This is a genomic window from Pseudomonas sp. Pc102 (assembly GCF_018408275.1).
In the GTDB taxonomy this organism is placed as follows: Bacteria; Pseudomonadota; Gammaproteobacteria; order Pseudomonadales; family Pseudomonadaceae; genus Metapseudomonas; species Metapseudomonas tohonis.
Map to the genome: position 1 here is coordinate 4,864,435 of NZ_AP021905.1, position 19,066 is coordinate 4,883,500.

Below are 19,066 nucleotides of genomic sequence, written 5' to 3' on the forward strand. Positions count from 1 at the left end.
GCCTTCTATCACAGGGCTGCCAGGCAGGAAAGGAATTGCCGCTGATTTCCGCGATCAGGCCTTGCGGCGCCCCAGCATCCAGGCCAGCACGCACATGGTCACCGCCAGGCCGGTGAAGACCATGAAGGGCAACCGGTAGTTGCCCGCCAGGTCGCGACCGAGGCCGGCGAGCACCGGCGTCAGGCTGCCAAGGCTGTAGCCGGCGAAGAGCATCATCGCCGTCCAGCGGCTCACCGCCAGCGAGGTGTGCACCTCATAGAGCGGCAGCACCATTGAAAGGGCGAAGGAACCGGACAGCCCCAGTCCCAGCAGCACCGCCCAGACCTCGGGGTACAGGCCGGGGGCGAAGGTGATCATCCCCAGGCACAGCGAGCTGGTGATGCCGCAGCCGAGCAGCAGCTGGTAGCGGTTGTCGTAGCGCTGGGCCAGCCACGGCAGAATGAAGGCACTGGGCAGTCCCACCAGCATGAACAGGCTGAACAGGCTGTTGCTGCGCAGCACGCTGAAGCCGGCCTCGTGGTAGCGCGCCACCAGCCAGGTGGTGAGGGCGTAGAACAGCCCGGCCTGGATGGCGAAGAAGGCGGTGATCAGCCAGGCGCGCGGCTCGCCCCAGGGCAGCCCGCCGGAGCCGCCGGCCTCGCTGGCCGTCTCCGCATGGTTGGGCAGGCACAGCCAGAGCACAGTCGCCGCCAACGCCGGCAAGGCCCAGAACGCCAGGCCCATCGACCACTGGTTGGCCAGCGCCTGGGTCACCGGCTCGGTGAGCACCGCGCCGGACGCGCCACCGATCGTCATGCTCAGGGAATACCAGGCGACCACGCGGCCGACCCGGTCATGGAAGTGGCGCTTGATGAAGCCCGACACCAAGGGCCCGGCAATGGCGATGCCGGCCCCCAGCAGCACCGCGCTGCCGATCAGCACCGCGCTGGCGTGCCCGGCCACGCGAACACCGCAGGCGATGACGATGAGCAGCAGGCACAGGCCGATCACCCGCTCCAGGCCGAAGCGCATGGCCAGGCGCGGCGCCAGGGGCGCCAGCAGGCCCATGCACAGCACCGGCAGCGCGGTGGTGAGGCTGATCAGCCCACGGCTCAGGTCGAGTTCGCTGGCGATGCGTTCGATCAAGGGGGCGAGGGAGGTGATGCCGGGGCGCAGGTTGATCGCGGCCAGCACCAGAGCCAGCATGAAAAGGGCTCGGGAAGCAGGTTTCACAAGGAGTCCAGATAGTCGTTGGCGTGCACGCCGGGGGTGCAACCCTACTCCGCGAAAGCGCAGCCGGGCAAGACGTGGGCGGGCATAAATTGACCGGACGGACAGAAAATACAGGACCGCGCAGGGCACTTTCCTGAAAGACCGATCGCGAATGAATTCGCTCCGGCGGCGGCGCGCCGCATGGCCTGGAAGCCGCTGTGCCGGCCCCGCAATCGCAGGGCCGGTCACCGCACGCATCAAGCCTGCTGGCGGCCCTTGGCGCGCATCTTGTCCGACATGCTGGCCATCTCGTCGTAGAGCATCTGCGGGTTCTTCTGCTTCACCGCCCAGGCCATGCGGCCCTGTTCGTGGGGCAGGATCATGAAGGTGCCGGCAGCCACTTCGTCGAAGATGTAGTCGGCGATATCGGCCGCGCTGATCGGCGAGCTTTCCAGCAGCTTGCCCACTTGCTGCTTCATGGCCGGGGTCGGGCCACGGAAGGAGTCCAGCAGGTTGGTCTGGAAGAACGACGGGCAGACCACGTGGACGCCGATGCCTTCCTGCTTGAGTTCTATCAGCAGGCTTTCCGACAGTGCCACCACACCGGCCTTGGCCACGTTGTAGTTGCTCATCGCCGGGCCCTGCATCAGAGCGGCCATGGAGGCGATGTTGACGATGCGGCCCTTGCTGCGCTGCAGCAGCGGCAGGAAGGCCTTGCAGCCCTTGACCACGCCCATCAGGTTGATCGCGATCTGCCAGTCCCAGTCCTCCAGGGACAGTTCCTCGAAGAAGCCGCCGGAGGCGACACCCGCGTTGTTGACGATGATGTCGATGCCGCCGAGCTTCTGCTCGCAGGCCTGGGCGAAGGCGGTGAGCTGGCTGTAGTCGCGCACGTCGCAGCGCTGGGTGAAGCCGTCGCCGCCCGCTTCGCGAACCAGTGCCAGGGTTTCCGCGAGCCCGGGCTCATTGACGTCGGAAAGGGCCAGCTTGCTGCCTTCGCGGGCCCAGCGCAGGGCGATCTCACGGCCCAGACCGGAGCCAGCGCCGGTGATCATGATGCGGTTCTGCATGGTGAGGTTGCCTTCTTGGTATGTGCGTTGGTGCCCGCAGTTTAGCGAGGCGCCATGCGCCGCAGCGCGAAATCAGGGCGCTGAATGACGGGGGCAAATCAATGCATCGACGCCTTGCGCAGCCCCTCGCCAGGCGCTAGCGCGAACGACGCAGCACGCGCGCCAGGAGAAGGCCGTACACGAGCAGGTTGAGTCCGACGACGATGCCACCGAGCCAGAGCTGGATGCCCGGCGTCAGGCCCGCCGGGTAGTTCACCGGCAGCACGTGGTGCTCGATGAAACCGCCCTGGTAGCCCTGCTCACCGGCCGCGCGACGCAACGAATTCTCCAGCGGCGTGAGTGGACAGATCAGATGCAGCCACTCGACGGTCACCCCCCAGCAGACGGCGGGCAGGTGCAACAGCGCCACCTTCGGCCAACGCAGAACCAGCAGTCCACCGAGCAGGACGAACAGGATGAAGCCCATGTGGAAGAGCACCACCGCGTCTGCGGCAATCCGGTAGAGCATCCTGCTGTCTCCATTTCATGCGGCTACCGCCCCTAACTTCCGATAGTCGGTAACCCTTTGTTTTTACTGGTCAAAAGCGCCCACGCAAGAATCTTTCATGAACCTTTGCAAATCAGGCGAAGTCGGAATTTACAGGAGCGGCCACAGGTTCTGCATGCAGCGATGCACGCGCCTTGCGGCCGCACCGGGACGTCCAAGAATAAGGTCCATAGAAGGAGTTCCACCATGGGTATCAGTACCATTCTGCTCGTCATCCTGATCCTGCTGCTCATTGGCGGCCTGCCGGTGTTCCCCCACTCCCGTGGCTGGGGTTACGGCCCCTCGGGCATCATCGGCACCCTGCTGATCATCCTGCTGGTGCTGATGATACTGGGCAGGATCTGAGCACCGCTCTCTCACGGGCCACGTTGGCGGATGTGGTCTGTGGGGCGAGCGACCGCCCCTCTCCTCTTTATCCCTTTCCCTCGCAAGCCCTTTGCCGCACTCGCGGACCATCGGCGCCTTCCACTGCCCCATTCCTGACCGAGCGTCTTCGCAGGCGGGCCCCATTGCTCCCTAGCGGAACCGCGCGCCCAACAAAAAGGGCAGCCCGAAGGCTGCCCAATGTGCACGGAGTCTTGCGTGGATCAGTGGGCGACGGCGCCGCTGGCACCCAGGCCGGTCTGCGAACGTACGAACTGCGGGAAGAAGCGTGCGCGTTCCTCGTCGGCCGCGGCGGACTTGTCGGTGATGGAGAAGAACCAGATACCCACGAAGGCCACGAGGATCGAGAACAGCGCCGGGTACTCGTAGGGGTAGATGGCTTCGGCATGACCGAGGATCTGCACCCAGATGGTCGGGCCGAGGATCATCAGGCCAACCGCGGTGACCAGGCCCAGCCAGCCGCCGATCATGGCGCCACGGGTGGTCAGCTTCTTCCAGTACATGGAGAGGATCAGCACCGGGAAGTTGCAGCTCGCCGCGATGGAGAAGGCCAGGCCGACCATGAAGGCGATGTTCTGCTTCTCGAACAGGATGCCCAGGCCGATGGCCAGGACGCCGAGCGCGACGGTGGTGATCTTCGATACGCGCAGCTCATCCTTCTCGTTGGCCTTGCCTTTCTTGAACACCGAGGCGTACAGGTCATGGGAGACCGCCGAGGCACCGGCCAGGGTCAGGCCGGCGACCACCGCGAGGATGGTGGCGAAGGCCACGGCCGAGATGAAGCCGAGGAACAGGCTGCCGCCCACGGCATTGGCCAGGTGCACCGCCGCCATGTTGTTGCCGCCCAGCAGTGCGCCGGTGGCGTCCTTGAAGGCCGGGTTGGTGCTGACCAGCAGGATCGCGCCGAAGCCGATGATGAAGGTCAGGATGTAGAAGTAGCCGATGAAGCCGGTGGCGAAGAACACCGATTTACGGGCTTCCTTGGCATCGCTGACGGTGAAGAAGCGCATCAGGATGTGCGGCAGGCCGGCGGTGCCGAACATCAGCGCCAGGCCGAGGGAGATCGCCGAGATCGGGTCCTTGACCAGGCCGCCGGGGCTCATGATGGCCTCGCCTTTGGGGTGGACCTTGATGGCCTCGCTGAACAGCATGCCGATGTCGAAGTTGACGTGCTTGAGCACCATGATCGCCATGAAGGAGGCACCGGACAGCAGCATCACCGCCTTGATGATCTGCACCCAGGTGGTGGCCAGCATGCCGCCGAACAGCACGTACAGCACCATCAGCACACCGACCAGCACCACGGCCACGTGGTAGTTCAGGCCGAACAGCAGCTCGATCAGCTTGCCGGCACCGACCATCTGCGCGATCAGGTAGAAGGCCACCACCACCAGCGAACCGCAGGCGGACAGGGTGCGGATTTCCTTCTGCTTGAGGCGGTAGGAGGCAACGTCGGCGAAGGTGTACTTGCCCAGGTTGCGCAGGCGCTCGGCGATCAGGAAGAGGATCACCGGCCAGCCGACGAGGAAGCCGATCGAGTAGATCAGGCCGTCGTAGCCGGAGGTGTAGACCAGGGCGGAAATACCCAGGAAGGAGGCCGCGGACATGTAGTCACCGGCGATCGCCAGGCCGTTCTGGAAACCGGTGATGCTGCCGCCGGCGGTATAGAAGTCGGCGGTCGACTTGCTGCGCTTGGACGCCCAGTAGGTGATGTAGAGGGTGAAGCCGACGAAGGCCACGAACATGACGATGGCGGAGACGTTCAGCGGCTGGCGCTGCACGTCGCCTTCCAGCGCACCGGCGGCCCACAGGGCCGGCGCCACGGCCATCAGGCCGACGATGCCGCAGATGGAGAGAATGCGCGCGATCATTGCTGCGCCTCCTTGAGGACTTCACGGTTCAGGCGGTCGAACTCACCATTGGCGCGGCGCACGTAGATGCCGGTGAGCACGAAGGCGGAGACGATCAGGCCGACGCCGATCGGGATGCCCCAGGTGATGGAGGAGCCCGGGCTGAGCTTGGTGCCGAGCACCTGGGGCTCGAAGGCGATGAGCAGGATGAAGGCCAGGTACAGGCCCAGCATGATGGCGGAGAGAATCCAGGCGAAGCGTTCGCGCTTGGCGACCAACTCCTGGAAGCGCGGATTCTCGTGAATCCGCTGGTAGATGCTGTCGTTCATTGTTGTTGTCCTCTACACAGCACGTTAGTGGTGAAAACAACTCTAGAACGCTCGTACACACGCAACAGACGACCTTAGTCGTAGCGCCGGCGCATTCTCGACCAAGGTCGTAGATGGCTCATAAAGCGGATCTATCGACACTATTTCCGATGCAAATTTCCTTGCATGGACGAGGCCCCCTAATCTGCACGCAACCAGGAATCATTCCCATCAACGGGGAGACCCATCATGCTCAAGACCGCAACCTTCACCGTCATGCACTTCGCCATCGCCTTCAGCGTCGCCTACGCGCTCACCGGCAGCGTGGCCATCGGCGGGCTGGTGGCCATCGTCGAGCCGCTGGTCAACTCCGTGTCCACGAAAAACTCTGGAAGCGCTTCGAGAAGGCCAAGGCCGAAGGCACTGGCACGCAGCGGCACAACTGGCTGCACCAGCACGCCTGACGCGAACGGCAGCCCGGTAATGCGCTGAAACCAGTTCACAGGGGGTCAGCGCATTCCTACCTAAGCCTTGAATCCGCTAAGATGCGCGGCTTTGCCGCCACGCGCACCTAGCCCAATGAGCCCGACCAGCCGATTCCCCGTTCTGCCCTACCTGCTCGCCTCGATCGCCGCCCTGTTGCTGCTCGCCGCCCTCTGGTACGGCCAGGGCAAGCCGGTGATCCTGCCCGACGCGGCGACCCCGACGCACAAGCTGCAGTGCGCCTCCTACAGCCCGTTCGACAAGGACCAGTCGCCCTTCGACCAGCCCTTCGTGCTGCGCCCAGAGCGCATGGACGCGGACCTGGAACTGCTCGCCACCCGCTTCCATTGCGTGCGCACCTACTCCATGACCGGCCTCGAGGCCATCCCGGAGCTGGCCCGCAAGCACGGCCTGAAGCTGATGCTCGGCGCCTGGGTCAACGGCAACCCGGTGGACACCGGCAAGGAAATCGATGCGTTGATCAAGGCCGCCAACGCCAACCCCGACGTGGTCGAGGCGGTGATCGTCGGCAACGAGACCCTGCTGCGCAAGGAAGTCACCGGCGCCCAGCTGGCCAGGCTGATCGGCCAGGTGAAGGCCCAGGTCAAGCAGCCGGTCACCTATGCGGACGTGTGGGAGTTCTGGCTCAAGCACCCCGAGGTCGCCCCGGCCGTGGACTTCCTCACCATCCACCTGCTGCCCTACTGGGAAGACGACCCGGCCGGCATCGACGAGGCACTGGCACACGTGCGGGACATCCGCGAGGAGTTCGGCAAGCGCTTCGCCCCCAAGGACATCATGATCGGCGAGACCGGCTGGCCCAGCGAAGGCCGCCAGCGCGAGACCGCCCTGCCCAGCCGCGTCAACGAGGCGCTGTTCATCCGTGGCTTCGTGCACATGGCCGAGGAAAACGGCTGGCGCTACAACCTGATCGAAGCCTTCGACCAGCCCTGGAAGCGCGAGAGCGAAGGCGCCGTCGGCGGCTACTGGGGCCTGTTCAGCGCCGACCGCACGGAGAAGGGCGTGCTCGCCGGCCCCGTCTCCAACCTGCCGAACTGGCCGCTGTGGCTGGGCGTCAGCGGGCTCATCTTCGTCTTCACCCTGGCGCTGGCCGGGCGCCCCGCCTCCAGCCGTGCCGCCTTCCTGCTGCCGCTGCTGGCCGCGCTCGGCGCCGGTTGCATCGGCATGTGGGCGGAACTGGCGCGCATCACCGCCCGCTTCGCCGGGGAGTGGGCCTGGGCGGCCTTCATCGTCGGCCTCAACCTGGTGGTGCTGGCCCATGGCGCCCTGGCCCTGTCGACCCGCGAAGGCGCCCGTGGCCGCCTGTTCGCCTGGCTCGACGCCCGCGCCGCCTGGTGGCTGTGCGCCGCCGGCTTCGCCGGTGCCGTGCTGATGCTGGCCCTGGTATTCGACGCCCGCTACCGCAGCTTCCCCAGCGCCGCGCTGCTGCTGCCAGCGGTGGTCTACCTGTGCCGCCCGGTGAAGGCGCCGCGCCGCGAGATCGCCCTGCTGGCGCTGTTCGTCGGCCTGGGCATCATCCCGCAGCTGGTCGAGGAGACCCTGGGCAACATCCAGGCGATCGGCTGGGCCGCTACCGCCCTGCTGCTGACCCTCGCCCTGATCCGCAGCCTGCGCCTCGGCCGCTAGGACAGGTGCAACGAAAAAGGGATGCCTCGGCATCCCTTTTTTATTGCCCACGACAACCGATTCGCCTCCGTGGGAGCGGTTTCAACCGCGATGCAGCGGGCACGGCCTTTCGCGAATGAATTCGCTCCCACCGGGGATGCAGGTTGGGCTGAGGTACGAAGCCCAGCATGGCAAGGTTGGGCTGTGCATCGTTGGGCCTCGCTACGCTCGGCGCCAACCTGCGAAAGCGCAGGCGAAAAAGGACGCCGAAGCGTCCTTTTCATTCCCCACCCGGCACTCAGGCGATGCTCAGCCCGCCGCGCGGGGCGCGCACCAGACGCAGGGCGGCGATGACGATGGCGAACACGCCGAGGCTGGCGCTGTAGAGAACCAGGGCCGGCAAGGCGAAGAGCATGGCGGCCACACCCAGGCCCCAACCGGCACGGCCGGGCACGAAGAAGGCGATCAGCGACAGCACCAGGGCGCTCCAGGCGATGACGCGGAAGTGGATCAGCAGGCCGAGGCCGGCGCGCAGTTCGCACTCCCAGCGCTGGGCGTTCTCGGCGCACAGGCCGACCCACTGGCCGTCCTCCATGAGTGCGTAGCGCAGGCCATAGCTGGCCGCCAGCCAGAGCGACAGGACCACCAGCAGGATGATCAGGGGCAGACGGCGTGACATGGTTCTCTCCGAAGAATTGAAAGCGGCGCCAAGGATAAACGCACGCTCGCCTTATGCAAGACAAAGTCTGTAAACGGCGCTAACAAGACATCTGGACCCGCCGTTGCGCCGGGTGCATGCTGTCCGGCGCCACGGGTGAAGGCATTTCGCCTTCCCTCGCGGCACTTTGGCGAGCCCGCACTTGTCATAGCATCGGTATCCCCTCAGCCCGACTTCCTGCAAAGGGACTTGAACCTCATGCTCCGTTTCCGCTTCGCTGCCTTCCTGGGCAGCCTGCTACTGAGTGCCCCGCTGTGGGCGGCCGATATAGAGGCCGCCGGCTATGGCTTCCCGCTGACCAACCCGTTCGAAGCCACCATCGCCACCACCCCGCCGGAGCTGCGTCCGGACCTGCCCGCCGATGACGACATCGACCAGGCCGACTACGACCTCAAGCTGCGCCCGGAGCGCGAGTTCAAGCTGCCGGACAACTTCTGGCCGGTGAAGACCCTGCGCTACCGCCTGGCCCAGCAGGATCACCCCGCCCCGCTGATCTTCATCATCGCCGGCACCGGTGCGCACTACTCCAGCACCCTGACCGAGTACCTGAAGCGGCTGTTCTACGGCGCCGGCTTCCACGTGGTGCAGCTGTCCTCGCCCACCAGCTACGACTTCATGGCCGCCGCCTCGCGCTTCGCCACGCCGGGCCTCTCCAACGAGGACGCCGACGACCTCTACCGGGTGATGCAGGCCGTGCGCGCCCAGCATCCGAAGCTGCCGGTCACCGAGTACCACCTCACCGGCTACAGCCTCGGCGCCCTCAACGCCGCCTTCGTCAGCAAGCTCGACGAGACCCGCCGCAGCTTCAACTTCAAGCGCGTGCTGCTGCTCAACCCGCCGGTGAACCTGTACACCTCCATCAGCAACCTCGACCGCCTGGTGCAGACGCGGGTCAAGGGCATCGACGACAACACCACCTTCTACCAGGTGGTGCTGGGCAAGCTGACCCGCTACTTCCAGCAGCGCGGCTACGTCGACCTCAACGACGCCCTGCTCTATGACTTCCAGCAATCCAAGCAGAAGCTCTCGGACGAGCAGATGGCGATGCTGATCGGCACCTCCTTCCGCTTCTCCTCCTCGGACATCGCCTTCACCTCGGACCTGATCAACCGCCGCGGCCTGATCACCCCGGTCAAGCTGCCGATCACCGAGGGCACGAGCCTCACGCCCTTCTTCAAGCGCGCCTTGCAGTGCGACTTCGACTGCTACATCACCGAGCAGCTGATCCCCTTCTGGCGCGCCCGCTTCGACGGCGGCAGCCTGACCCAGCTGATCAACCAGGTGAGCCTGTACGCGCTGGAGGACTACCTGAAGCAGAGCAGGAAGATCGCCGTCATGCACAACGCCGACGACGTCATCCTCGGCCCCGGCGACCTGGGCTTCCTGCGTCGCACCTTCGGCGACCGCCTGACCGTCTACCCCCTCGGCGGCCATTGCGGCAACCTCAACTACCGCGTCAACAGCGACGCCATGCTGGAGTTCTTCCGTGGCTAAGCACGCCCTCCTCCTCGCCCTGCTGCTGGCCAGCGCCCCTCTTCTCGCCGATGAGCGCCAGGAGCCGGACGGCTTCACCGAGCCGCTCCAGCGGCTGCAGTTCAACCCCGGGCTCGACCAGCGCGAATTCGAGCGCTCCACCTTCGATGCCCTGGAGGTGTACGACCCGCTGGAGTCCTGGAACCGGCGCGTGTACCACTTCAACTACCGCTTCGACCAGTGGGTGTTCCTGCCCGTGGTGCGCGGCTACACCTACGTCACCCCCGGCTTCGTGCGCAGCGGCGTGAGCAACTTCTTCAGCAACCTCGGAGACGTGCCCAACCTGCTCAACAGCCTGTTGCAGTTCAAGGGCCAGCGCTCGATGGAGGTCACCGGGCGCCTGCTGCTCAACACCACCATCGGTGTCGCCGGGCTGTGGGACCCGGCGACCCTGATGGGCCTGCCCAAGCAGAGCGAGGACTTTGGCCAGACCCTGGGCTTCTATGGCGTCGGCGGCGGTCCCTACCTGATGCTGCCGATCCTCGGCCCCTCCAACCTGCGCGACACCACGGGCCTGGTGGTCGACTATGTGGCGGACAACCAGATCAACTTCCTCAACGTCCCCGAAGTCAGCAGCGACCACCCGGAGATCACCGCCCTGCGCATCGTGGACAAGCGCTACACCACGAACTTCCGCTACGGCCAGCTCAACTCGCCCTTCGAGTACGAGAAGATCCGCTACGTCTACACCGAGTCACGCAAGCTGCAGATCGCCGAGTAAGAATGGCGCCGCAGGCCCCGGAACCTGGCCTGCGGCGCCAAACCCATCCAGCAATTCGATCAGAAGTACGCAAAATCACGCACCATCCATCCGATTCCTTGGATTAGCATCGCGCCATCCATTTCCAAGGAGGCCCCATGAGCACCTACCGCCAGATCATCGAACAACGCCCCGGCCAACCGGCTTCCGATGGCGCTGGGGTCAACCTGATCCGCGTCTTCGCCGAACAGGGCATCCCGCGCTTCGACCCCTTCCTGATGCTCGACGAATTCGGCTCGGCCAACCCGGACGACTACGTCGCCGGCTTCCCGCCCCACCCCCACCGGGGCTTCGAGACCATCACCTACATGATCGAGGGGCGCATGCGCCACGAAGATCACCTGGGCAACGTCGGCCTGCTGGAAAACGGTGGCGTGCAATGGATGACCGCCGCGCGCGGCATCATCCACAGCGAGATGCCGGAGCAGGAGCAAGGCGTGATGCGCGGCTTCCAGATCTGGCTCAACCTGCCGGGCAAGGACAAGCTGGGTGACCCGGGCTACCGCGACTTCGCCCCGGGCGAGATCCCGCGGCTGCGCACCTCGGGCGGCGTCGATGCGCTGGTGATCGCCGGGCGCTTCGACGACGGCGAGGTGCAGCAGGACGGCGCCGTGCAACGCCCGCACACCGAACCGCAACTCTTCGACCTGCAATTGCAGGCCGGTGGGCGCGTGGCCCCGCGCCTGGCGGATGGCTTGCGGGTGATGCTCTACGTCTACGAGGGCGAGGTGCACGTCAACGGCAACCCGGTGCCCAAGGGTCGCCTGGTGCGCCTGTCCGAACAGGGTGCAGTGGAACTGGCCAGCGCCGGGGGCGCCCGGGTGCTGCTGCTCGCCGGCCGCCCGCTGGGGGAACCCATCGTGCAGTACGGCCCCTTCGTGATGAACACCCGCGAGGAGATCGAACAGGCCCTGCGCGATTACCGCGACGGTCGTCTCGCAGGCTAGTAGGTCACCGGCGCCGGCAACACAGACGCGGCTCCCAGGCCGAGGAACGCCTGCAGGTCGGCCTTCTGCGCCATGGCGTCCTGGTAGCCCAGCTCGATCAGCTCGTTGCAGTAGCCGGGCTCGAACAGCAGGTAGCTGATCACCCCGGCGCCGCTGGCCTTGGTCGCCCCCGGCCCACGCAGGAAGGTGCGGATCGCCCGAGGCATTTCCCGTCGATGGCGTGCGGCGATGGTGTCCAGCGGCCGGCTCGGCGAAATCACCAGCACGTCCACGGGCTTCAAGCCGAGGTTGCGCGGGCGCTGCCCGGCGGGGATCGCCTGGCTCAGCTGGTTGATGCGCTCGAGCAGCTCGATGTCGCTTTCCAGGTTGTCGATGAAGGTGCTGTTGAGCATGTGCCCGCCGATCTGCGCCAGGCTCGGCGGGTTGCCGGTGCTGGCACGGACCACGCCATCGTTGACGTTGCCCACCCGCGGGTTGCCGCTCACCCCCACCACCAGGATGCGATTGGCGCCCAGGTGCAGCGCCGGGCTGATGGGCGCCGACTGGCGCACCGCGCCGTCGCCGAAGTATTCGCGGTTGATCCGCACCGGCGGGAAGATCAGCGGGATGGCGGCGCTGGCCAGCAGGTGGTCCAGGCCCAGGCGGGTCGGCACGCCGACGCGGCGATGACGGAACCAGGGGTCGATGGTGGCGCGGCCCTGGTAGAAGGTCACCGCCTGGCCGGACTCGTAGCCGAAAGCGGTCACCGCCACCGCCCGCAGCTGGCGCAGGCGCACGGCGGCGGCGATGCCGGTGAAGTCCAGCTCACGCTCGAGCAGGCCGCGCAGGGGGCTGTTGTCCAGCAGCGCCACCGGCGCGTGGCGGTTCATCCCCAGCAGGCTGTGACCGAGGAAGCGCGCGCTCTGGCGCAGCACACCGGGCCAGTCGCTGCGGTACACCTGGTGGGTGTGGAAGCCTTGCCAGACGGCGGTGAGGCGGCGGATCGCCTCGCTGAAATGCAGGGCGCCGCAGGCCAGGCCAACGGCGTTGATGGCGCCGGCGGAGGTGCCGACGATCACCGGGAAGGGGTTGTGCATGGCATCGGGCAGCAGGTCGGCGATAGCCGCCAGCACGCCCACCTGGTAAGCCGCTCGCGCACCGCCGCCCGAGAGGATGAGACCGGTCACGGGCTTGGCTGCGGCGAGTTCACTCATGGAGGGCTTCCGAGGTTTTTTCGCGAGTATAGGGCCCGGGTGCAGGCGGCGCTGCTCAGTAGAGCTTCGGCTCGCCTTCCGGCCGGGTCTTGAAGCGGCGATGGGCCCAGAGGTACTGCTCGGGCAGGCGGCTCACCGCCTGCTCGATCCACTGGTTGATGCGCAGGCAATCGGCTTCCTCGCTTTCGCCGGGGAAATCGGCCAGCGGCGGGTGGATCACCAGACGGTAGCCGGAGCCGTCGGCCAGGCGCTCCTGGGTGAAGGGCAGCACCCGCGCGCGACCCAGGCGGGCGAACTTGGTGGTGGCGGTGACGGTGGCGGCGGTGATGCCGAACAGCGGCACGAACAGGCTCTGCTTGCGGCCGTAGTCCTGGTCCGGCGCATACCAGATGGCGCGCCCGGCGCGCAGCACCTTGAGCATGGCGCGCACGTCCTCGCGCTCGATGGCAGTGGCGTCGAGGTTGTGGCGCTCGCGTCCCTGGCGCTGGACGAAGTCGAACAGCGGGTTCTTGTGCTCGCGGTACATGCCGTCGATGGTGTGCACCTGGCCGAGCAGCGCGGCGCCGATCTCCAGGGTGGTGAAGTGCAGTGCCATGAGGATCACGCCCTGGCCTTCCGCCTGGGCCTGGCGCAAGTGCTCCAGGCCTTCTATATGGGCGAGCTTGCGCAAGCGCGCGGCCGGCCACCACCAGCTCATGGCCATCTCGAAGAAGGCGATGCCGGTGGAGGCGAAGTTCTCCCTGAGCAGGCGCTCGCGCTCGGCGACGGACAACGCGGGGAAACACAGCTCCAGGTTGCGCCGGACGATGTGGCGACGCGAACCGGCGACCCGCTGCATCGACGCGCCCAGGACCCGACCCAGTCGCAACAGGACGGGGTACGGCAGCTGGACGATCAGCCACAGCACCGCCAGGCCCAGCCACAGGGGCCAGAAGCGCGGGTGGAGAAAGGCAGCGCGGAAGCGGGGACGTTGCATCGGTGGGTCCGTAGGGCTGTATGGGCAAAGGCCGGCATTCTACAGAATTAGCCGTCGGCCGGCGCCCATCCCGGGCCGCGCTTCTTGCGACGGCCCGGCGATCTCGCTATAAGTCCTGCCCACCAGACCCTGCAGAACGACCATGAGCCAAGCTGACCTCCTCGACCAAGATCCCGTGTTCCAGCTCAAGGGCAGCATGCTCGCCATCACCGTGATGGAACTGGCGCACAACGACCTCGAACGCCTCGACCGGCAACTGGCCGAAAAGGTCGCCCAGGCCCCCAACTTCTTCCAGAACACCCCGCTGGTGATGGCCCTGGACAAGCTGCCGGCCAGTGAAGGCCAACTGGACCTCGTCGCCCTCCTCGACGTCTGCCGCCGGCACGGCCTGCGCACCCTGGCCATCCGCGCCAACCGCGACCAGGACATCGCCGCCGCCAACGCCCTCGACATCCCCGTGCTGCCGCCCTCGGGTGCCCGCGAGCGGGTCATCGACCCGGTGGAGCCGGGCGCGAAGAAAGTCGAGAAGGCCCCTGAAAAACCCGCCGAACCCGTGAGCCGCCCGACCAAGGTGGTAACCACGCCGGTGCGCGGCGGCCAGCAGATCTACGCCCCCGGCGGCGACCTGGTGGTGGTCGCCCCCGTGAGCCCCGGCGCGGAACTTCTCGCCGACGGCAACATCCATGTGTACGGTCCCATGCGCGGCAGGGCGCTGGCCGGCATCAAGGGCGACACCAAGGCCCGGATCTTCTGCCAGCAACTGGCCGCCGAACTGGTCTCGGTGGCCGGCCAGTACAAGGTCGCCGAAGACCTCCGCCGCGAGCCGCTCTGGGGGCATTCGGTGCAGGTCAGCCTGTCGGGAGACGTGTTGAACATCACCCGTCTTTAACGGATACTGCCGCGAATTTTCAGGGACCTGAACGGGAGCCAGGACGGCCGATCAAAGGCCTGCAAGTTCCCGATTTTCTTATTATTTGGGGTGAATCACCTTGGCCAAGATCCTCGTTGTCACGTCCGGCAAGGGTGGCGTGGGCAAAACCACCACCAGCGCCGCCATCGGCACCGGCCTCGCTCTGCGCGGGCACAAAACCGTCATCGTCGACTTCGACGTCGGCCTGCGTAATCTCGACCTCATCATGGGCTGCGAACGCCGCGTGGTGTACGACTTCGTCAACGTCATCAACGGCGAAGCGACCCTGACCCAGGCCCTGATCAAGGACAAGCGCCTCGAGAACCTCTACGTCCTGGCCGCCAGCCAGACCCGCGACAAGGATGCGCTGACCCTCGAAGGCGTCGGCAAGGTCATCGAAGAACTGGCGCAGAACTTCGAATACGTCGTCTGCGACTCCCCCGCCGGCATCGAGAAAGGTGCCCATCTGGCCATGTACTACGCCGATGAGGCGATCGTCGTGACCAACCCGGAAGTCTCCTCGGTACGCGACTCCGACCGCATGCTCGGCCTGCTGGCCAGCAAGTCGCGCCGCGCCGAGAAGGGCGAGGACCCGATCAAGGAGCGCTTGCTGCTCACCCGCTACAACCCGGAGCGCGTCACCAAGGGCGAAATGCTCGGTGTCGAGGACGTCGAGGAAATCCTCGCCATCCACCTGCTCGGTGTCATCCCGGAATCCCAGGCGGTGCTCAAGGCATCCAACCAGGGGGTTCCGGTCATCCTCGACGAGCAGAGCGACGCCGGCCAGGCGTACAGCGATGCTGTCGATCGCCTGCTCGGCAAGGAACTGCCCCACCGGTTCCTCGACGTTCAGAAGAAAGGACTCTTGCAACGCCTTTTTGGAGGCCGTGAATGAATATTCTTGACTTCTTTCGCGAGCGGAAGAAGCAGAACAGCGCTTCGATCGCTAAAGAACGACTCCAGATCATCGTCGCCCACGAGCGCGGCCAGCGCAGCCAGCCGGACTACCTCCCGGCCCTGCAGAAGGAACTGGTCGAGGTGATCCGCAAGTACGTCAACATCGACCAGGACCAGGTCCAGGTCATGCTCGAGGACCAGGGCAACTGCTCCATCCTCGAGTTGAACATCACCCTGCCCGATCGCTGATCGGGTTGCGGTGCCAGACGGCGGCCTCGGCCGCCGTCGTCATTTCCGGAACAGACCCATGCCCCTCTCGCAGATCCAGATACTCCACCAGGACCCGGCCTTCCTGGTCATCAACAAGCCGACCCTGCTGCTTTCCGTGCCGGGCCGCGCCGATGACAACAAGGACTGCCTGATCACCCGCCTGCAGGAGAACGGCTACCCGGAAGCCCTCATCGTCCACCGCCTGGACTGGGAAACCTCGGGCATCATCCTCCTGGCCCGCAATCCCGACAGCCACCGCGAGCTGTCCCGCCAGTTCCACGACCGCGAGACCGAGAAGGCCTACACCGCGCTCTGCTGGGGCCAGCCCGAACAGGACAGCGGCCGTATCGAACTGCCCCTGCGCTACGACCCGCCGACCAAGCCGCGCCACGTCGTCGACCACGAGCAGGGCCGCCACGCCCTGACCTTCTGGCGCGTGCTGGAGCGTTGCGGCAACCACTGCCGCGTCGAGCTGACCCCCATCACCGGCCGCTCCCACCAGTTGCGCGTGCACATGCTCTCCATCGGCCATCCGTTGCTGGGCGATCGCCTCTACGCCCACGAAGAAGCGCTGGCGGCCCACGAGCGCCTGTGCCTGCACGCCAGCATGCTCGCCTTCAGCCACCCGGTGACCGGCGAGCGCCTGCGCTTCGAATGCCCGGCGCCGTTCTGAGGCGATGACCGACAGCCTCTACTACGACCGCACCCAGGGCGCCCCGCCCTGGCCGGCCCTGCTGATGGCGATCGAAGCCCTTGGCCGCCCGGGCACGCGCGGCATCGACCTGGGCTGCGGCGCCGGTCGCGACACCCTGGAAATGCTCCGTCGTGGCTGGGAAGTTCTGGCCATCGACCGCGCCCCCGAAGCCATCGAACGCCTGCTCGGCCAGGTGACGTCCGAGCAACTGCCGCGCCTGCAGGCGCTCTGCGCCCGCTTCGAGGAGTGCGAACTGCCGCCAGCGGACATCATCAACAGCGCCTTCGCCCTACCCTTCTGCCACCCCGACCACTTCCCCGTCCTGTGGCAGCGCATCGATGGCGCCCTCGCGGGCGGCGGCCTGTTCTGCGGCAATTTCTTCGGAGAGCGGGACGAATGGGCTGGCCCGGAACTCAGCATCCTCGGCGATGACGAGGTACGCGGCCTGTTCACCGGCTGGGAGCTGCTGCACTTCGAGGTGATCGACCGTGAAGGCTCCACCGCCCGGGGACGCACCAAGCGCTGGCACCTGTTCTCGGTGGTCGCGCGGCACCCTTGAGACCTCACCCGGCCGGCACTATGGCCGCCTTAGTGAAAATTCGCCGGCCTGCGCCTCCTAATCACCGAGCCCGATGCGATAAACTCCGGCCCACTGCCGCCTGGAGTCCGATATGCGCGAAGAGTTGAACCAGGGCCTGATCGATTTCCTCAAGGCCTCTCCCACCCCGTTCCACGCCACCCGCAGCCTGGCCCAGCGCCTGGAAGCCGCGGGCTATGTGCACCTCGACGAGCGCGACGCCTGGCGCGCCGAGGCCGGTGGGCGCTACTACGTGACCCGCAACGATTCCTCGCTGATCGCCGTCCGCCTCGGCAAGCGCCCGATGCTCGACGGCGGCCTGCGCCTGGTCGGTGCCCACACCGACAGCCCCGGCCTGCGCGTGAAACCCAACCCCGAACTGCATCGCCAGGGCTTCTGGCAGCTGGGCGTCGAAGTCTATGGCGGAGCCCTGCTGGCCCCCTGGTTCGACCGCGACCTCTCGCTCGCGGGCCGCGTCACCTACCGCGCCGCCGGCAAGGTGGAAAGCCAGCTGGTGGATTTCCAGGCGCCCATCGCCGTGATCCCCAACCTGGCCATCCACCTCAACCGTGAGGCCAACCAGGGCTGGGCCATCAACGCGCAGACCGAACTGCCGCCGATCCTGGCCCAGTTGGCCACCGGCGAGACCCGCGAATTCCGCGACCTGCTGGCCGAGCAACTGACGCTGGAACACGGCGTCAACGCGGATGCGGTGCTGGACTATGAACTGAGCTTCTACGACACCCAGAGCGCCGCCGTGATCGGCCTCGGCGGCGACTTCATCGCCGGGGCGCGCCTGGACAACCTGCTCTCCTGCTACGCCGGCCTGCAGGCCCTGCTGGCCGCCGAGGGCGACGAGAGCTGCGTGCTGGTCTGCACCGACCACGAGGAAGTGGGCTCCTGCTCCGCCTGTGGCGCCGACGGCCCGTTCCTGGAGCAGGTCCTGCGCCGCCTGATGCCCGAAGGCGACACCTTCACCCGCATCGTCCAGCGCTCGCTGCTGGTTTCCGCCGACAACGCCCACGGCGTGCACCCGAACTACGCCGACAAGCACGACGGCAATCACGGGCCCAAGCTCAACGCCGGCCCGGTGATCAAGATCAACAGCAACCAGCGCTACGCCACCAACAGCGAGACCGCCGGCTTCTTCCGCCACCTGTGCCTGGAAAACGAAGTGCCGGTGCAGAGCTTCGTCACCCGCAGCGACATGGGATGCGGCTCCACCATCGGCCCGATCACCGCCAGCCAGCTGGGCGTGCGCACCGTTGACATCGGCCTGCCGACCTTCGCCATGCACTCCATCCGCGAACTGGCCGGCAGCCATGACCTCGCCCACCTGGTGAAGGTGCTGGCCGCCTTCTACTCCAGCCACGACCTGCCTTGAACGGAGACAGCCGCATGCTCAGCCACATCCGCAACAGCCTCGAGGAAGCCCGGTCGGCGCTGGACAACTTCATCGCCAACGAGCAGGCCCTGCGCAGCATCGAGCGCGCGGCGGAACTGCTGGTGAAAAGCTTCGAGAACAAGGGCAAGGCCTTCTCCTGCGGCAATGGCGGCTCCATGTGCGACGCCATGCATTTCGCCGAGGAACTGACCGGGCGCTACCGCAGGAACCGCCCGGGCATCGCCGCCATCTCCATCAGCGATGCCAGCCATATCAGCTGCGTGGCCAACGACTTCGGCTACGACCACATCTTCTCGCGCTACATCGAGTCCCACGGCCGCGAAGGCGACGTGCTGCTGGCCTTCAGCACCAGCGGCAGGAGCCCCAACGTGATCAAGGCCGCCGAAGCCGCCAAGGCGCTCGGGGTGAAGGTCATCGCCCTCACCGGCAAACCGGGCTCCGCCCTGGAAGCGCTCGCCGACGTATGCATCTGCGCCCCCGGCGGCGACTTCGCCGACCGCGTGCAGGAGCTGCACATCAAGGTGGTGCACATCCTCATCGAGCTGGTCGAGCGCAGGCTCGCGCCTGAGAATTACGCTTAGAAGCAGCCGCAAGCGACAAGCCTCAAGCGGCAAGAACGATCGTGCAGGGGCGAACTCATTCGCCCAGCGGGCCGCAGGCCCGCCCTTCCCTCCAGTTCCCGGGCTGAAGCCCGGGCTACTCATACAGCTCCCCCTTCGCTCCACCA

The 19,066-nt window shown here is 66.4% G+C and carries 20 protein-coding genes and 1 pseudogene; 13 read left to right on the forward strand and 8 right to left on the reverse strand.

Going from position 1 to position 19,066, the window contains the following annotated elements; translation table 11 throughout:
* Positions 1-54: 54 nt before the first annotated feature.
* The 3 genes from PHLH3_RS22105 to PHLH3_RS22115 form a co-directional block, all read right to left on the reverse strand.
* Positions 55-1,185, reverse strand: coding sequence for an MFS transporter (locus tag PHLH3_RS22105; protein WP_244862929.1), 1,131 nt, complete (start codon positions 1,183-1,185; stop codon positions 55-57).
* Between the two features lie 263 nt (positions 1,186-1,448).
* Complete coding sequence (locus PHLH3_RS22110; RefSeq protein WP_213625801.1) at positions 1,449-2,261, reverse strand: SDR family oxidoreductase; 813 nt, start codon at positions 2,259-2,261, stop codon at positions 1,449-1,451.
* A gap of 136 nt (positions 2,262-2,397) precedes the next feature.
* Positions 2,398-2,769 carry a DUF2784 domain-containing protein gene (locus tag PHLH3_RS22115; protein WP_213625802.1) on the reverse strand — a complete coding sequence of 124 codons (372 nt, stop codon included), beginning with the start codon at positions 2,767-2,769 and terminating at the stop codon, positions 2,398-2,400.
* A 225-nt stretch (positions 2,770-2,994) separates the two neighbouring features.
* Between PHLH3_RS22115 and PHLH3_RS22120 the strand changes: the two genes are divergently transcribed.
* Positions 2,995-3,153: a DUF3309 family protein gene (locus PHLH3_RS22120; RefSeq protein WP_021221276.1), complete on the forward strand. Its 159-nt coding sequence runs from the start codon at positions 2,995-2,997 to the stop codon at positions 3,151-3,153.
* Positions 3,154-3,395: 242 nt separating this feature from the next.
* Here PHLH3_RS22120 and PHLH3_RS22125 read toward each other — a convergent pair whose 3' ends face one another.
* Complete coding sequence (locus tag PHLH3_RS22125; RefSeq protein WP_213625803.1) at positions 3,396-5,063, reverse strand: cation acetate symporter; 1,668 nt, start codon at positions 5,061-5,063, stop codon at positions 3,396-3,398.
* Complete coding sequence (locus PHLH3_RS22130; protein ID WP_021221278.1) at positions 5,060-5,371, reverse strand: DUF485 domain-containing protein; 312 nt, start codon at positions 5,369-5,371, stop codon at positions 5,060-5,062. The genes PHLH3_RS22125 and PHLH3_RS22130 overlap by 4 nt, the downstream gene beginning before the upstream one ends.
* Before the next feature lie 228 nt (positions 5,372-5,599).
* Here PHLH3_RS22130 and PHLH3_RS22135 point away from each other — a divergent pair.
* Positions 5,600-5,814 (forward strand): annotated as a pseudogene (locus PHLH3_RS22135) (DUF2061 domain-containing protein).
* Between the two features lie 115 nt (positions 5,815-5,929).
* Complete coding sequence (locus tag PHLH3_RS22140) at positions 5,930-7,480, forward strand: beta (1-6) glucans synthase (protein ID WP_173172025.1); 1,551 nt, start codon at positions 5,930-5,932, stop codon at positions 7,478-7,480.
* Positions 7,481-7,757: 277 nt separating this feature from the next.
* On the opposite strand, the gene PHLH3_RS22145 is transcribed toward PHLH3_RS22140, so the two are convergent.
* Positions 7,758-8,138: a hypothetical protein gene (locus tag PHLH3_RS22145; RefSeq protein ID WP_111260477.1), complete on the reverse strand. Its 381-nt coding sequence runs from the start codon at positions 8,136-8,138 to the stop codon at positions 7,758-7,760.
* A gap of 237 nt (positions 8,139-8,375) precedes the next feature.
* Here PHLH3_RS22145 and PHLH3_RS22150 point away from each other — a divergent pair, with 237 nt between their 5' ends.
* The 3 genes from PHLH3_RS22150 to PHLH3_RS22160 all read left to right on the forward strand — a co-directional run bounded on the left by PHLH3_RS22150 (position 8,376) and on the right by PHLH3_RS22160 (position 11,417).
* Positions 8,376-9,671, forward strand: a complete 1,296-nt coding sequence (locus PHLH3_RS22150; protein ID WP_173172023.1) for a serine/threonine protein kinase — start codon at positions 8,376-8,378, stop codon at positions 9,669-9,671.
* A 19-nt stretch (positions 9,672-9,690) separates the two neighbouring features.
* Complete coding sequence (locus PHLH3_RS22155) at positions 9,691-10,431, forward strand: VacJ family lipoprotein (protein WP_228723643.1); 741 nt, start codon at positions 9,691-9,693, stop codon at positions 10,429-10,431.
* Positions 10,432-10,568: 137 nt separating this feature from the next.
* A complete protein-coding gene (locus PHLH3_RS22160) occupies positions 10,569-11,417 on the forward strand; it encodes a pirin family protein (protein ID WP_213625804.1) in 849 nt (282 codons plus the stop codon).
* On the opposite strand, the gene PHLH3_RS22165 is transcribed toward PHLH3_RS22160, so the two are convergent.
* Together PHLH3_RS22165 and PHLH3_RS22170 are read right to left on the reverse strand one after the other, a co-directional pair.
* Positions 11,414-12,610, reverse strand: coding sequence for a patatin-like phospholipase family protein (locus PHLH3_RS22165; RefSeq protein WP_213625805.1), 1,197 nt, complete (start codon positions 12,608-12,610; stop codon positions 11,414-11,416). The genes PHLH3_RS22160 and PHLH3_RS22165 overlap by 4 nt on opposite strands.
* 55 nt (positions 12,611-12,665) lie before the next feature.
* Positions 12,666-13,586, reverse strand: coding sequence for a lipid A biosynthesis lauroyl acyltransferase (locus PHLH3_RS22170; protein WP_213625806.1), 921 nt, complete (start codon positions 13,584-13,586; stop codon positions 12,666-12,668).
* Positions 13,587-13,728: 142 nt separating this feature from the next.
* Between PHLH3_RS22170 and minC the strand changes: the two genes are divergently transcribed.
* The 7 genes from minC to lpcA all read left to right on the forward strand — a co-directional run bounded on the left by minC (position 13,729) and on the right by lpcA (position 18,920).
* A complete protein-coding gene (minC, locus tag PHLH3_RS22175) occupies positions 13,729-14,475 on the forward strand; it encodes a septum site-determining protein MinC (protein ID WP_111260471.1) in 747 nt (248 codons plus the stop codon).
* Between the two features lie 100 nt (positions 14,476-14,575).
* Complete coding sequence (gene minD / locus PHLH3_RS22180; RefSeq protein ID WP_111260470.1) at positions 14,576-15,391, forward strand: septum site-determining protein MinD; 816 nt, start codon at positions 14,576-14,578, stop codon at positions 15,389-15,391.
* The gene (minE, locus tag PHLH3_RS22185) at positions 15,388-15,642 is read left to right on the forward strand and encodes a cell division topological specificity factor MinE (protein ID WP_069559735.1); all 255 of its coding nucleotides are present in this window, start codon (positions 15,388-15,390) and stop codon (positions 15,640-15,642) included. Before minD ends, minE begins: the two co-directional genes overlap by 4 nt.
* 58 nt (positions 15,643-15,700) lie before the next feature.
* Positions 15,701-16,336 carry an RluA family pseudouridine synthase gene (locus PHLH3_RS22190; protein ID WP_173172012.1) on the forward strand — a complete coding sequence of 212 codons (636 nt, stop codon included), beginning with the start codon at positions 15,701-15,703 and terminating at the stop codon, positions 16,334-16,336.
* A 4-nt stretch (positions 16,337-16,340) separates the two neighbouring features.
* Positions 16,341-16,916 (forward strand): class I SAM-dependent methyltransferase, encoded by a 576-nt coding sequence (locus PHLH3_RS22195; protein ID WP_213625807.1) that lies wholly within the window; start codon positions 16,341-16,343, stop codon positions 16,914-16,916.
* Between the two features lie 112 nt (positions 16,917-17,028).
* The gene (locus tag PHLH3_RS22200) at positions 17,029-18,318 is read left to right on the forward strand and encodes a M18 family aminopeptidase (protein ID WP_213625808.1); all 1,290 of its coding nucleotides are present in this window, start codon (positions 17,029-17,031) and stop codon (positions 18,316-18,318) included.
* A gap of 14 nt (positions 18,319-18,332) precedes the next feature.
* The gene (lpcA, locus tag PHLH3_RS22205; protein ID WP_213625809.1) at positions 18,333-18,920 is read left to right on the forward strand and encodes a D-sedoheptulose 7-phosphate isomerase; all 588 of its coding nucleotides are present in this window, start codon (positions 18,333-18,335) and stop codon (positions 18,918-18,920) included.
* Positions 18,921-19,066: the final 146 nt, after the last annotated feature.